Origin of the sequence: Aureivirga sp. CE67 (assembly GCF_015767245.1) — a bacterium.
Taxonomy (GTDB): domain Bacteria; phylum Bacteroidota; class Bacteroidia; order Flavobacteriales; family Flavobacteriaceae; genus Aureivirga.
Genome location: NZ_JADOTV010000004.1, coordinates 115027 through 129080, shown reverse-complemented (window position 1 = coordinate 129080; position 14054 = coordinate 115027). Strand labels below are relative to the sequence as shown.

At 30.3% G+C, this 14054-nt stretch carries 11 protein-coding genes; 4 read left to right on the top strand and 7 right to left on the bottom strand.

Annotated elements, in window-relative coordinates; all coding sequences use genetic code 11:
• Positions 1-81: 81 nt before the first annotated feature.
• The gene (tsaD, locus tag I0K12_RS07670; RefSeq protein ID WP_196886760.1) at positions 82-1110 is read left to right on the top strand and encodes a tRNA (adenosine(37)-N6)-threonylcarbamoyltransferase complex transferase subunit TsaD; all 1029 of its coding nucleotides are present in this window, start codon (positions 82-84) and stop codon (positions 1108-1110) included.
• A 170-nt stretch (positions 1111-1280) separates the two neighbouring features.
• Here tsaD and I0K12_RS07665 read toward each other — a convergent pair whose 3' ends face one another.
• Complete coding sequence (locus I0K12_RS07665; RefSeq protein WP_196886758.1) at positions 1281-1868, bottom strand: mechanosensitive ion channel domain-containing protein; 588 nt, start codon at positions 1866-1868, stop codon at positions 1281-1283.
• Between the two features lie 146 nt (positions 1869-2014).
• Between I0K12_RS07665 and ettA the strand changes: the two genes are divergently transcribed.
• The gene (ettA, locus tag I0K12_RS07660) at positions 2015-3709 is read left to right on the top strand and encodes an energy-dependent translational throttle protein EttA (protein ID WP_196886756.1); all 1695 of its coding nucleotides are present in this window, start codon (positions 2015-2017) and stop codon (positions 3707-3709) included.
• Positions 3710-3753: 44 nt separating this feature from the next.
• On the opposite strand, the gene I0K12_RS07655 is transcribed toward ettA, so the two are convergent.
• Positions 3754-4440: a metal-dependent hydrolase gene (locus tag I0K12_RS07655; RefSeq protein ID WP_196886754.1), complete on the bottom strand. Its 687-nt coding sequence runs from the start codon at positions 4438-4440 to the stop codon at positions 3754-3756.
• Between the two features lie 294 nt (positions 4441-4734).
• On the opposite strand from I0K12_RS07655, the gene I0K12_RS07650 reads away from it, so the two are divergent.
• Both I0K12_RS07650 and I0K12_RS07645 read left to right on the top strand, forming a co-directional pair.
• Entirely contained in the window at positions 4735-5244 is a 510-nt protein-coding gene (locus I0K12_RS07650; protein WP_196886752.1) for a hypothetical protein, read from the top strand.
• Between the two features lie 121 nt (positions 5245-5365).
• Positions 5366-5671, top strand: a complete 306-nt coding sequence (locus tag I0K12_RS07645) for a hypothetical protein (protein WP_196886750.1) — start codon at positions 5366-5368, stop codon at positions 5669-5671.
• A 155-nt stretch (positions 5672-5826) separates the two neighbouring features.
• Here I0K12_RS07645 and I0K12_RS07640 read toward each other — a convergent pair whose 3' ends face one another.
• From I0K12_RS07640 to I0K12_RS07620, 5 genes are all read right to left on the bottom strand, one after another.
• Entirely contained in the window at positions 5827-7050 is a 1224-nt protein-coding gene (locus I0K12_RS07640; RefSeq protein WP_196886748.1) for a sialidase family protein, read from the bottom strand.
• A 92-nt stretch (positions 7051-7142) separates the two neighbouring features.
• A complete protein-coding gene (locus I0K12_RS07635; RefSeq protein WP_196886747.1) occupies positions 7143-9449 on the bottom strand; it encodes a TonB-dependent receptor in 2307 nt (768 codons plus the stop codon).
• A 559-nt stretch (positions 9450-10008) separates the two neighbouring features.
• Positions 10009-10404: a hypothetical protein gene (locus tag I0K12_RS07630; protein WP_196886746.1), complete on the bottom strand. Its 396-nt coding sequence runs from the start codon at positions 10402-10404 to the stop codon at positions 10009-10011.
• A 73-nt stretch (positions 10405-10477) separates the two neighbouring features.
• Entirely contained in the window at positions 10478-11782 is a 1305-nt protein-coding gene (locus tag I0K12_RS07625; protein WP_196886745.1) for an HlyD family secretion protein, read from the bottom strand.
• Positions 11783-13990 (bottom strand): peptidase domain-containing ABC transporter, encoded by a 2208-nt coding sequence (locus I0K12_RS07620; protein ID WP_196886743.1) that lies wholly within the window; start codon positions 13988-13990, stop codon positions 11783-11785. It lies immediately after the preceding gene.
• Between the last annotated feature and the right edge of the window lie 64 nt (positions 13991-14054).

Here is a 14054-nt window from a genome sequence, read left to right as displayed (position 1 = left end):
AAAACGTAATAGTATTTTTTTTAATCGTTTGATAAGCTTTAAATTTGCAATATAATTAGCGAAAGGCTGAAATTATATTAAATGATTGACAATTCTATTTACATACTCGGTATTGAATCATCTTGCGATGATACAAGTGCGTCTGTGATACATAACGGAAAAATACTTTCAAATGTTATCGCAAATCAGGAAATTCACGCAGCTTATGGTGGTGTTGTTCCTGAACTTGCGTCTAGAGCACATCAACAAAATATTGTTCCTGTAGTTCAGCAAGCACTTCATAAGGCAAATATCGACAAAAAAGATGTAAAAGCCATAGCTTTTACAAGAGGACCTGGATTAATGGGTTCACTTCTTGTTGGAACATCTTTTGCTAAATCTTTGGCACTTTCTCTGAATGTTCCCTTGATTGCTGTAAATCACATGCAAGCACATATTTTAGCACATTTTATTGAGGATGATGCTCAGAAAAAACCACCTTTCCCTTTTCTTTGTTTGACTATAAGTGGAGGACACACACAGATAGTTAAAGTTACGGATTATTTCAATATGGAAGTACTTGGTGAAACGATTGATGATGCGGTTGGAGAAGCTTTTGATAAATCTGCAAAAATTTTAGGTTTACCTTATCCCGGAGGACCATTAATTGATAAATATGCGCAACAAGGAAATCCTAAAGCATTTAGATTTACCAAACCAAAAGTTGGAGATTTAGAGTTTAGTTTTAGTGGTTTAAAAACTGGTATTCTTTACTTTATTCAAAAAAATGTAAAAGAAAACCCGAATTTTATCGAAGAAAACTTATATGATATTTGTGCTTCTATTCAGTATACAATTATCAATATTTTGATGGATAAAATCAAAAATGCAGTGAAAGAAACTGGTATCAATCACGTTGCTATTGCTGGTGGAGTTTCTGCTAATTCAGAAATTCGCAAACGATTAAAACAAGCTGAATCTGACTGGGGATGGTCTACTTATATTCCTAAGTTTGAATTTACAACAGACAATGCAGGAATGATTGCTATTGCTGGATATTTAAAATATTTACAAAATGATTTTGTAGATGAAACTGTTGGGGCTAAGGCTCGATTTAAAGTTTCTGAATAAGAAATATTATTATTTTAAAATTCTTAAGGGTTTGTTTTATATAAATTATAACACACCCCTAGCCCCTCTCAAGAGGGGAATTTATAAACTAAAAAAACCTAAATTGATTTGATTTAGGTTTTTTAAATTCTTAATTCCTCTTGAAACTTTAGCAAAAAAATAACATTTTACTACGCTTCTGAAGCCTCATTTTCTGTGTTATTTTCTGTTTTTAACTCTTCTTTTCCTTCCTCTTCTATTTTTTCTTCATTTGTTGAACTTATAATTTCAATTCCTTTTTGTAAAATAATGGTATTTGAAAAAGAAATATCTTCGCCATTATCTGTTTTTAGAAAAAAGAAAAAACCTGTCAAATCCACAACTTCTCCTTTTAGTTCAAAATCTTTATCGAGAATTCTAACACGATCTCCAATTCGCACAGGATGATAGAAAAATAAAATCACACTTGAAGTTAAATTTGAAAGTACGGACCATTGTGCTACAAAACCTACACCTAACACTGCTAAAATAGATGAAATAAACAGCGTAAATTCTTTTAAGTTAACTCCCCAAATGATGAATAAAATAATTCCGACGATACTATATAAAAAAATATAAAGTATGTTTAATATTATTTTCTTACGGTTTGGGTCAATGGATTTTTTCTCCATAAAAGAAGTTAAAATTCTTCTTAGAAAAACCCTTACTGTTCCAAGAAAAATTAGCAATAAAACTGTAAAAAAAATCTCTTTATATAATAGGACAAATTCTTCGCTCATTCTTTCGGTATTTTATATTTTAAAAAAAAGTAGAAAAAACACTTCTTCTACACTTTAAATTTAAAGAAATACTCTTTTATATTCTAAGGTTTCTTAAAAAACAAAATTCTTTTTACGATATTTGCCATATTAAAATATAACAAATCATGTCAGACGATAAAAAAATTATTTTTTCAATGTCAGGTGTAAGTAAAACTTATGCTTCGACAAACAAACAAGTTTTGAAAAATATCTATTTGAGTTTCTTCTACGGAGCTAAAATTGGTATTTTAGGTTTAAATGGATCTGGTAAATCTACTTTATTAAAAATCATTGCAGGATTAGACAAAAACTATCAAGGAGATGTTGTTTTCTCGCAAGATTATTCAGTAGGGTACTTAGAGCAAGAGCCACAACTTGACGAAGAAAAAACAGTAATGGATATTGTTAAGGAAGGTGTTGCAGAAACAGTTGCTGTTTTAGATGAGTATAATAAAATTAATGACATGTTCGGTTTAGAAGAAGTTTATTCTGATGCCGATAAAATGGATAAATTAATGGCTCAGCAAGCAGAACTTCAAGATAAAATTGATGCTTTAGGTGCTTGGGAATTAGATACAAAATTAGAAATCGCTATGGATGCACTACGTACTCCAGATGGTGATGCTTTAATTAAAAACTTATCAGGAGGAGAAAGAAGACGTGTTGCACTTTGTCGTTTACTTTTAAAACAACCTGATGTATTACTTTTAGATGAGCCTACCAACCACTTAGATGCAGAATCTGTACACTGGTTAGAGCAACATTTAGCACAATATAAAGGAACTGTAATTGCTGTAACGCACGACCGTTATTTCTTAGACAACGTTGCAGGATGGATTCTTGAATTAGATCGTGGAGAAGGAATTCCATGGAAAGGAAACTATTCTTCTTGGTTAGATCAAAAAGGACAACGTTTGGCTAAAGAAGAAAAAACTGCTTCTAAACGTCAAAAAACTTTAGAACGAGAGTTAGAATGGGTTCGTCAAGGTGCGAAAGGACGTCAATCTAAATCAAAAGCTCGTTTAAAGAACTATGATAAATTATTAAACCAAGATCAAAAACAAGTTGAAGAAAAATTAGAGCTTTACATCCCGAACGGACCTCGTTTAGGAACAAATGTAATTGAAGCTACTGGTGTTTCTAAAGCATTTGGAGATAAATTATTATATGAAGATTTAAACTTCATGCTTCCACAAGCGGGAATCGTTGGTATTGTTGGACCAAATGGTGCTGGTAAAACGACGATTTTCAAAATGATTATGGGAGAAGAAACTCCAGACAAAGGTACTTTCAATCTTGGAGAAACTGCAAAATTAGCTTATGTAGATCAGAAACACGCTAATATTGATCCTGAGAAAACAATTTGGCAAAACTTCTCTGATGAGCAAGAGCAAATTATGATGGGAGGAAAAATGGTAAACTCTAGAGCTTATCTTTCTCGTTTTAATTTCTCTGGTTCTGAGCAAAACAAAAAAGTAAGTACACTTTCTGGAGGAGAAAGAAACAGACTTCACCTTGCGATGACGCTTCGTGAGGAAGGAAACGTTCTTTTACTGGATGAGCCTACGAATGATTTAGATGTAAATACACTTCGTGCATTAGAGGAAGGTTTAGAAAACTTTGCTGGATGTGCGGTAGTGATTTCTCACGATCGTTGGTTCTTAGATAGAATTTGTACGCATATTCTTGCTTTTGAAGGAGATTCTCAAGTTTATTTCTTCGAAGGAAGTTTCACAGAATATGAAGAAAACAAGAAAAAACGTCTTGGTGGTGATTTAATGCCAAAACGTATCAAATACAAGAAATTAATTAGAGGATAATATTAGAAAAGCCGACTTTGAGTCGGCTTTTTTTATGTTTTATTTTATCCTTTTTTCACTTCTAAATCTTCTCCGATTTTTAGCAAATGTAGATCTCTGTGTGCATCGATAAATTTTCGTACTGCTGCATCATGATCAATTTCGATATAACCAAAAGTATCATAATGATAACCAAGAATATTTGTACACTCTAAGAAATCTGCTGCAATAATCGCATCTTCTACTCCCATTGTAAAATTATCTCCTATTGGTAAAATTGCTAAATCCAACTCATGACGCATCGGAATTAATTTCATATCCATTGTCAATGCTGTATCTCCAGCGATGTAAATTGTTGCATCATCATTTGAAATAATAAATCCTCCTGGTTGCCCTCCATAGCTTCCGTCAGGGAAAGAACTTGTGTGCACTGCATTTGTATAAGTCACTTTTCCAAAATCAAATTCCCAAGATCCTCCATGATTCATTGGATGTCCTTCAATTCCTTTTTGTCCAAAATGATTTACAATTTCAAAATTTGAAACCACCTTAGCTCCTGTTCTTTTTGCAATTGCTTCTACATCTAAAATGTGATCTTGGTGTGCGTGTGTGATTAAAATATAATCTGCTTCTAAAGTATTTATGTCAATATCTTTTGCTAATTCATTTGCAGTAATAAATGGATCTACAATGATATGTTTTCCGTTTGTTTCTATAGATAAGGATGCGTGCCCTAAGTATGTTACTTTCATAATTTCTGTTTTTCTTTATTAAACCGTCAAATTTAAAACTAAGAAATATTTTAACATAAAGTAAAAGCTTGTTTAATTTTTCTTTCTTGACTTTTGATTTTTTGGACTTCGACTACGTTCAGTCACCAGGTTGTTTTTCGTTATTTTAATTAATCATTCGAATATTATTTTGTTGAGAATATCGATATTGATTTTCAGCTACTAATGTTTTAAATTTTCATTAAAAAAATAATTCAACAACTACATATTTCATCCTAAAAATCACTACATTAACACATCTAAATTTCAAATTTTATGAAAAAGTCAATATTACTTACTGTTTTTCTAATGACAGTTTTATTTTGCTACTCTCAAAACAAATATTTTGAACATAGCATTCCTTATCAAGATTTTAAAATATTTAATGAAACTTTACATGAAGTAATTCCAGAACAAGTTATAAAAAGACTTGGAAAACCAGATAAAATATCGAAAGAGATTGGTAGTTTTGATGATGAACTTTACACTACTTATTCTTATACAAATCATGAATTTATTTTCAGTAATAATAATGAGGGAATCTTAACTCTTTCTTCTTTTCAAATTAAAGGTCATGATCTTCGTTTAAAATTTGGAGATTTTGAAGTTCGAACGAAAATCACACCTATTTCAGAAGTACTTAAAAAATTGAAAGTTGAAAGAGATGATGAAAATAATTTGTGGAGATTATACATAAGAGATGGCGATACAGTTTATGATAGTCATATCATTTTCTTTGAAGATTCGCAAGGAAAAGTAATTGTTGACTTCTTTGTCCCTTGTTAATTTTTATAACTTATAATATATTTTTTATTCAAAATTTTGCAAGCACACTTTACTTAGTGTGCTTTTGTTTTTTTGCAGTTTTATTAATGGATGTTCTTTCTTATCTTCACGAAAAAATAACATGAAGAATCACATCCAAATAGTTTATGACTATTCTATAATTGTTACTGCAATTACAATCATCTATAATATTTTAAATTTAAACATCACTAGAATAAAATCTAGTCATTTAATGCGTGAAAAATATAGAACTGAATTTAAAATCGAAGATTCGGAAGCTATAAATAATTTAATGGAATTATGGAGAAAGCAGGTTGATGAATCCAACGAAAAAATTCTCATCAATATTGGTTTACTTGTTCTCATTCTATTATTAATTCTTTTTAGTAGAGAAATTAGATTTAAAAAAAGAAATAAAAAAGCTTAGGGATTGTAGTGGAAAGCTTTTTTGAATTAAAAAATTAGAATTTCTTAGCAAAAGGAGGCGACCTAAGAAGCCCACGGATTGCTTAGAAATTCTTTTTTTTAAACAAAAAACTTGAAACGAAAAGCCCGACCCGTTAGGGAAAGTCCCAAATTAATTTATCTCAACTCCACATCCACTTTTATAATCTTAGAAACCTCCTCAAAATCTTTAATCCAAGCGATCATTAAATCTTTGTCTGTTTTTTTGGTGATTACAGGATAACGATTTAAACCTTTAGCATCAGAAATTGGGATAATTTCCATTTTTCCATTGTTATAAATGATGTGTAAAACTATTCTTTGTTGTCCATCTTCCGTGATTTCTTCATAGGTTGCAAAATAATTTCCGAAATTATCAGCAATCATTTGTGGATGTTTTGCAATAGAAGTTAGAAGGTTGGATTGCGAAAAATCAAAAGATTCATTTACTTTTTCTACAAAATTCACTCCTTGCTTTCCATCTGCTGCCGTGTACCAAATGATCCCTGTAGTTTTCCCATTAAAAGCAATCGAAGGACCAGTGTGTGGACAACCTTTTAATTTCCAATTATCTGGAGAAATTCGTTTTGCAACAGAAAAGTTTTCGCCATGATCTTCAGAAGTAATATTGTAAATATCACGATATTTTTCTGCTACAATATTTCGAAAAGCAATGTCGATTTTCCCATTTTTATTGACAAACAAATCCGTTCTACAACATTGGCAAGTTCCTGTAGAAAGCACTTTTTCATTTGTAAATTCTCCATTCTGATTTGTTTTAGCAAAATACAAACTACTTCCCTGCTTGATTTCTTTTGGTTTTCGATTGTCTAACCAAATAATTCCAACATTCCCAGAACCTAAAAGTGCTACGTCATAAAAACTCTGACTTCCAGAAGTTTCATCTTTCACTAATTTTTGCTTCTCTGTCCAAGTTTCCCCTTGATCTTTGGAAATCGAATAATAAATAAAACCTCCATATTTATTCTTTTTAGTAGCAGCCTTGATTCGAAAAATTGCAATTGTATTTCCAAAAGTATCTTGGATTATTTTCGCCATACTCTCCCCATGAGATTGCATTCCTTTTGATGGAAGAACGGTTTTGATTTTTGGTTGATTTATATTTTTATATTTTAAAATTGTAGTATAATTGGAATCAATTTCTTCTGACCAATTTAAAGTTATTTCACTTCCTTTCTTAGAAAAATAAGGTCCGGAAGCATTGTACTTATTTTTAGAAATAATTTCTTTTTCTAAAACTTTCACTTCAAAATCAGATGTTTTCACAACTGATTTTTTCTTTTCTGTACAAGAAATAATTAGTAAGGAAAAGATGGTTATTAGGATTGTTTTTCTGAACATGTTTTTAGTTTTTATACCACCCCTAGCCCCACCTTTTATAAGGAGGGGAATGAGTGATTCTGACTTCGCTTCGCTCAGTCTATTTTTTAAAATTAAAATTGGTATTTTATTCCTAAATCAACTGTTGATGGAGCTCCTGGTGTGAAAGAAGTTCTTCCCCATCTTGTTGAAGTTCTTGTAGAATATAATTTGTCAAATACATTGATGAAGTTTGCCCAAACTTTTACATTTTTGAATTTATAACTTGTTCTCAAGTTGAATAAATCATATCCTGCATATTCGTTTGTATTTGCTTCATCTGTATAATAATGATTGATGTGTTGCCACTCCATTGCAATACGAAAACCTTCTAAGTAATTTGGAGTATAAGCAATCTCCGTATTAGAAACCCAGCTTGGAGCTGTTGGCATTATTTTCCCACTATAATCTTTTGCTGGAGCTCCATTTTGAATCTGTGTCACATAATCTACAAATTCATGTTGTGAAAAAGCTCCACTTGTTCTGAAATGTACTTGTTTGGTTGGTGCAAAACGGAAAGAATATTCTAAACCATAATGTTTCGTTTCTCCTGCATTTCTATTCTCAAAAAGCTTTTTATCTCCATCTTTTACAGTTACAGAAACGATTTCATCTTTTCCTTTTAAATAATAAGCAGCGATATCGATATAAACTTTTTCATTGAAAAATGTTTTCCAAAAACCAATTTCGTAGTTCGTAAATTTCGCTGGATCTAATTCTGGCACAAAAGATCTTTTGTATAATTCTCCAACACTTGGCGGAACAAATCCTTTACTGAAGTTTCCATAAATATTTAAATTATTTTTCAAATTCAGAACTGAACCAATTCTTGGTGTTAGAGTATTAAAAGTTGTTACAGTATTTGGCGCTTTGAAGTTTGCGGCATCTTCTAATCTATTTGTAAAATCATAATTAAAAGAATCAAAACGAAGACCTCCATTGATAATTAAATTCTCTAAAAGTGCGTATTCTACAGTCAGATAACTACCAATATTGATTAAATCTACGGCATAATTTGAACGGAAATTTCCAGTCTGTGTATACGATGCAAATTGTCCTTCTGCATTTCTGTAAACTTCAATTTCTTCTGCTTTAAAAGTATTTGGACTAAAATCTAAACTCGCTCCAATATTGAATTTTAATCTAGCTGAAGGAATGCTCAAATTGTGTTGTACAATTGCTCCATAACTATTAAAACGGTTTTCATTTAATTCTCCAAAAGTATAAGAATCATTTTCCGCTCCATTATCAATTCTATAAGAAGGATTTTGCTGAATCGAATTATCTCTATAAACAAAAGTGAAAGAAGTTAAATTGTTTTCATTCCACAGATTTGACAAAGTAGAACGAAGACGAAAAGCTAACACATCACGAAAAGTAAATGTGTGATTTGAAGAAAAATCTTTGTCATAAAACTTATCTTCACCGATACTTCCACTCATATCACTACGATATTTGATATGCGAAAAAGTAGTTGTCCATTTTAATTTCTCTGAAAATTCATGATTGATTTTTCCTGATAAAGCAGTCTTATTAAAATCTCCATATTCTCTATAACCATCGGTAATTCGAGCTCTATATCCTCCTAAATAAACTCCAGTTTTTCCAAAAGTTTTAGAAATATTTACATCTGCTCTTTCATATCCGTTAGAGTTCCCACGAACTGAAATTGCTCCAGATAAATCTTTTGTTGGATTTGCTGTTAAAAAATTAATCGCTCCACCAACTGCTTCACTTCCATATAATGATGAATATGGTCCTCGAATTACTTCGATTTGTCTTGTTGCTGCAAGATTCATTTCTAAAAGTGCATTATGATTGAAAACCCCAGTCGGACGAATTGGAATTCCATCTTCTAAGTATAAAAACAAACTTTTTGTAGAAATTGGTTGACGAATCGACATCATGTGTTGTTCGTTTCCTAAATCAACCATGTTTACTCCAGCAACCTGATTTAATACTTGATCGGCAGTATTCGGTTCTTCTTCTTCGATTGTTTTTGCCGAAATCGCAGAAATTGCAATCGGAACTTCTTTTCTATTTTGTGTGGTTCTTGAAGCAGAAACAACAACAGTTTCTAATTCTAGCGTAGATTCTTTTAATTTTATTTCTAAAACTTCACCTGTAATTTGTACTTTTTTAGAAATAAATCCAATCATAGAAACTTCTACAAATTGCTTTTCTTTTACATTTTCAAGTGTGAATTCTCCTTGTTCATCAGTTGTTGTCCATTCTTCAGAATTTTCGACAATCAGTGTAACACCAAGTAAAGGATTTCCATTTTTTTCATTTGTTACTTTTCCTTTTACAGTGATATTTTGGGCATATGTTGTTAATCCCATTAGTAAAATTGTTACTAGAGATAAAATTGTATTTCTCATTTTTGAGTACGATTTGACGTATTGAAAATCTTTTTGTTTTCAATATTTATAACCGTTATCGATTTTCAGAAAAATAATCTAGAATACTTTTATAAAATACATTCATATTAGTATAGTCACGAGTTACAAACTCGCGACAGCAATTAATTTTCACTTTAAAAAAATCAATATGGTTTTATTGTTTTTTAATTAAAATTTCTTTGTAGTTGTTTGGGAAATTTGTCTTTTTACAAAGTAGGTTATTTATTGAATTACACACCTCTAGCCTCTCTCGAGAGGGGAATTTGTAAGTCTGTAAATAATTGTAATATTAAATTTAATTCACTTGTAAACTTCCCATTTTGTAGATTATAGATGTTAATTTCAAGGCATAACTATTCTTAGAAATAGGAAAATACTTCTAATTTATAATAGTCATTATCACGATTAAAATCTTATGAGGGAATTTTGTTTCATAAAAAACACACCCCTAACCCCTCTCAAGAGGGGAACTTGATAAACTGAATGCTATTATACAAAATCAATCGTGATAATGTTTAATCTTGAAAATAAATCTATATTAAGAAATTGGTGGTTTGTCTAAATCGTAAATGAGATTAAAATAGGCTAGTTCTCTTGCGAAACTGGGGTTTTCAAGAGATGTTTTAGGTCTTTTTATTTGAATTATAGCAAAATCTAGAAGACTTACAGGATACTTTGACATATCAATTTCAGGTAACCCTGTGTGATCATGATTATGATTATCTTCATCATGATCTACATGATAAGCTTTGTGCATCTGCTTTTTCAAATAACATTTTCCATTACAAGCCAAAGCTGGCTTATTTCGGTTTTCACACAAAACAGAAACAATATAATCTTTATTTACATGATACTCCAATACAGGCACAATTGGTCGAACCATTGCGACAAAATAAAGTATGTAAAAAAAAATTCCTGCTATTTGTGATTTCATTGTTTATTCAAAAATAAAAGCACGCAAATGTAGTATGATTTTGAAAAATAAACAATACTTAAACTGAATAAGCTTAAATATTGTTATTCGATGTTAATTTTTTGAACTGATAAAAAACTCTTTCTAAAAGACGTAAATCATCTGTAATAATTTCCGCAGTTCCTTTCATTTCTTGCTGAAAAGGAATCTCTTTTTTATAGTTTGTAATCAGTTTATCATTAGCAATAACTACATCAATATGGTAATTCCCAGAGTTATCCGGAATTTTAGAAATCGATTGTACATTTCCGATCAACATTCCAAATTCGTTATAAGGAAAATTATCCAATTTCATCAAAACCTTCTGACCAATTCTAATTTTACCAGAATTTCTTCTTGGAATCTGAATCTTACTGATATACACAGATTTTTCGATTGGTAAAATATGGAAAACCAAATCTCCTTGTTTTAAATTCTGATTTTCATGCCAAATATTTAAAAAAGAAACTTGTCCGTGAATCGAAGATTTCAACACATATTTTAGTTCCCAATCTTTAATTGCTCTTTTTAAATTATTGAAAGATTGTACAACTTTTTTACGCAGCTGCGTATCATCTTGAATTTTACGAATTTCAGTAGATTTTGAGTTTTTATCAATAGTAGCCAATCTTTGTTTTACAGCTGAAATGTCGTTATTTATTGATTTAAACTGCTTTTCAAAATTTAAAAACTCCAATTGTTTTTTCTCATATTCTTGTGTAGAAATAATTCCTTTATCATGAAGTTTTTTATTTCTTTCCAATTCTTTTTTCTGAAAATTCAACTCTTTTTGTTGCAATTCTTTTTGTGTGTAAAAAGTGTTCAACTGTTGATTTGCTTGAAAAATCTCTTCTTTTATGGCAAGAAAATCACCTTCATAAGGATGTAATTTTTGATGAAGAATATAATTAGTATAATTCGTTTCAAAAACCTCGAAAGCATTATTTACTTCACCCAACAACATTGGATCTAATCTTTCAAAAGGAAAATAAAAATGTGCTTTGTTCGATTTTACAGTATCTACTATTTTTTTAAGTTTAAAAATATCATGATAATCTCCACTATTTTCTAAAACAGCAAGCACACTATTTTTCTGAACTTCGCTATTATTAGAAACAAAAATCGTATCAATATTCGACGTAATTTTTGTGTAAATTTTCTCTGGTGGAATTTCCGTTGTAAGCGTTGCTTCTCCAGCAATTTTATCTGGATATTTTATAAACCAAGTCAGTGCCAACAAAAGAAACACTGTAATAAATAAAATAGAATTTCCCCACCTAAGAAAAGCATGTGGAACATCTTCTAATATCTCACGAATTTCTTCGCTTCTTAACTCTATGTCGTCTTCTTGTAATGGCATTTAACTTCCTAACTCTAATTGATTTTTAACTAAATGATAATAATTTCCTTCTGCATAAACTAACTCATCATGCGTTCCTACTTCTACAATCTTTCCTTTTTCAAGAACCACAATCTGATCTGCATTTTTAACCGTACTAAGCCTGTGTGCAATCACAATTACCGTTTTATTTGTAAAAAAACGATTTAGATTATCCATAATAATTCGCTCATTATTTGCATCTAAAGCAGAAGTTGCCTCATCGAAAAATAAGATTTTTGGATTTTTATAAACAGCTCTCGCAATCAATAATCGTTGTTTTTGTCCTGTACTCAAACTTCCTCCTTCTCTACCTAAAGTGGTGTTATAATTTAACGGAAGACTTTCGATATACTCTCGAATATTTGCAACTGTAACAGCTTCAATTAATCGTTTTTTATCAATATAATTTTCTCCAATCGCAATATTTTTGGCAATCGATTCATCAAAAACAAAACCTTCTTGCATTACAACTCCACAGTTTTCTCTCCAAACTTTCGGATCAATATTTTCTAAATCAATGTCTCCAACTTTAATCTTTCCTTTATTTACTTTATAAAAACTCAAAAGTAGTTTCAATAATGTTGTTTTTCCACTTCCACTCGTTCCTACAATTGCAGTAATTTTATTCGCAGGAATGTTTAGGTTCAAATTTTCAATTACAGGATCATAACTATTCGGATATTGAAAAGTAATATTATTCAGCGTGATATCTGTTTTTTCTGGAAGCTCTAAATTTCGCTCCATGTTATCTGGAGTTTCATTTGGCGTATTGTGAATTTCCAAAAGTCGTTCCATTGCAATCTTTGCATCTTGAGCATCTTTTATAAAATTAATCAGATTTAAAACAGGAACATTTAATTGACCAACAATACTTGCAATTGCCAACATTGTTCCCAGCGTTAATTCTCCTTCAATCACCAATGCAGCAGAAACTACCGTAATCAAAAGGTTTTTTAATTCATTTATAAAAGAAGAACCAGTACTTTGTGTTTGTTCTAAAACCAAACTTTTCATGGCTGTTTTATAAAGAATTGCTTGTTGAAATTCCCACTTCCAACGCATTTTTGTTTCTGCATTGTGAAGTTTTATTTCTTGCATTCCGTATAAAAGTTCATGAACTTTATCTTGTTCACTACTTCTTTGAGCAAAAAGTAGATAATCTAATTTTTTTCTTCGTTTTAGGAAAAAAGTAATCCATAGGAAATAGAAAATACTTCCTATTAAGAATATTGTAAAAATCTTCCAGTTAAAAAATGCTAGAATAAATCCGAAGATTAACAAATTGAAAATAGAAAGAATTACATCTAAAAATGAAGTTGTAATTAACTTTTTGATTCTTTCATGATCATTAATTTTCATAATCATATCTCCAATTGCAGCTTTTTGGAAATAAGAAATCGGAAGCTTCATTAATTTATAAATAAAGTCCGAAATCATAGAAATATTAATTCTGGAACCAATATTTAATAAAAGCCAGCTTCGTATTATTTCAATTGAGCTTCTTCCTAAAAAGATTGCTAATTGAGCCATCAACATTAAATATACAAAACTAATATCTTGGTTTTGAATTCCAATATCTACAATACTTTGCGTTAAAAAAGGAAGGATTATTTGTAGAATACTCGCTACCATCAACCCAAGAAGTAACTGAAATAAATATTTTTTATATCTGAAGAAATATCTAGTAACAAATGAAAAATCGGATTTACTTCTTTTTTCATATTCCGAATTCATTTTATAAAATTCTTCCGAAGGCTCTATTAAAAGTAAAATTCCGTCTTCTGTATTTTCATCCGCATGTCTATCAATCCAATGATTAATAAATTCCTTTTCTGTTACTGTATATTTTCCAATAGCTGGATCGGAAATGTAAATTTTATAACCATTTCTTTTTTTCTTTATGTCATAAACTACAACATAATGTTTCTTATCCCAATGAACAATAAAAGGGAAAGGTGCATCTAGTAAAGTATTAAAATCAAGCTGATAAACTGTACTTTTAAAACCAATTTTTTCTGCTGCATCACTTAAACCAAATAACAAACTTCCATCTCCACGATTTGTTTTGGCTAATTCTCTAAGTTTTTCAATCTGGATTGTTTTACCATAATGTTTTCCGATAATCTTTAAACAAGTAGGTCCACAATCTTTTCTTTCAGCTTGTGTATAATGGGGAAATCTTTTCAAAAATCTTATTTATTATCTTTAAAATATAAATTAACTTTATATAAGAACAAATTTATTATTTTTT

Coding starts and splice junctions, on each gene's coding strand:
- tsaD (WP_196886760.1), top strand. CDS start 82: ATGATTGACAATTCTATTTACATACTCGGTATTGAATCATCTTGCGAT.
- I0K12_RS07665 (WP_196886758.1), bottom strand. CDS start 1,868: ATGAGCGAAGAATTTGTCCTATTATATAAAGAGATTTTTTTTACAGTT.
- ettA (WP_196886756.1), top strand. CDS start 2,015: ATGTCAGACGATAAAAAAATTATTTTTTCAATGTCAGGTGTAAGTAAA.
- I0K12_RS07655 (WP_196886754.1), bottom strand. CDS start 4,440: ATGAAAGTAACATACTTAGGGCACGCATCCTTATCTATAGAAACAAAC.
- I0K12_RS07650 (WP_196886752.1), top strand. CDS start 4,735: ATGAAAAAGTCAATATTACTTACTGTTTTTCTAATGACAGTTTTATTT.
- I0K12_RS07645 (WP_196886750.1), top strand. CDS start 5,366: ATGAAGAATCACATCCAAATAGTTTATGACTATTCTATAATTGTTACT.
- I0K12_RS07640 (WP_196886748.1), bottom strand. CDS start 7,050: ATGTTCAGAAAAACAATCCTAATAACCATCTTTTCCTTACTAATTATT.
- I0K12_RS07635 (WP_196886747.1), bottom strand. CDS start 9,449: ATGAGAAATACAATTTTATCTCTAGTAACAATTTTACTAATGGGATTA.
- I0K12_RS07630 (WP_196886746.1), bottom strand. CDS start 10,404: ATGAAATCACAAATAGCAGGAATTTTTTTTTACATACTTTATTTTGTC.
- I0K12_RS07625 (WP_196886745.1), bottom strand. CDS start 11,782: ATGCCATTACAAGAAGACGACATAGAGTTAAGAAGCGAAGAAATTCGT.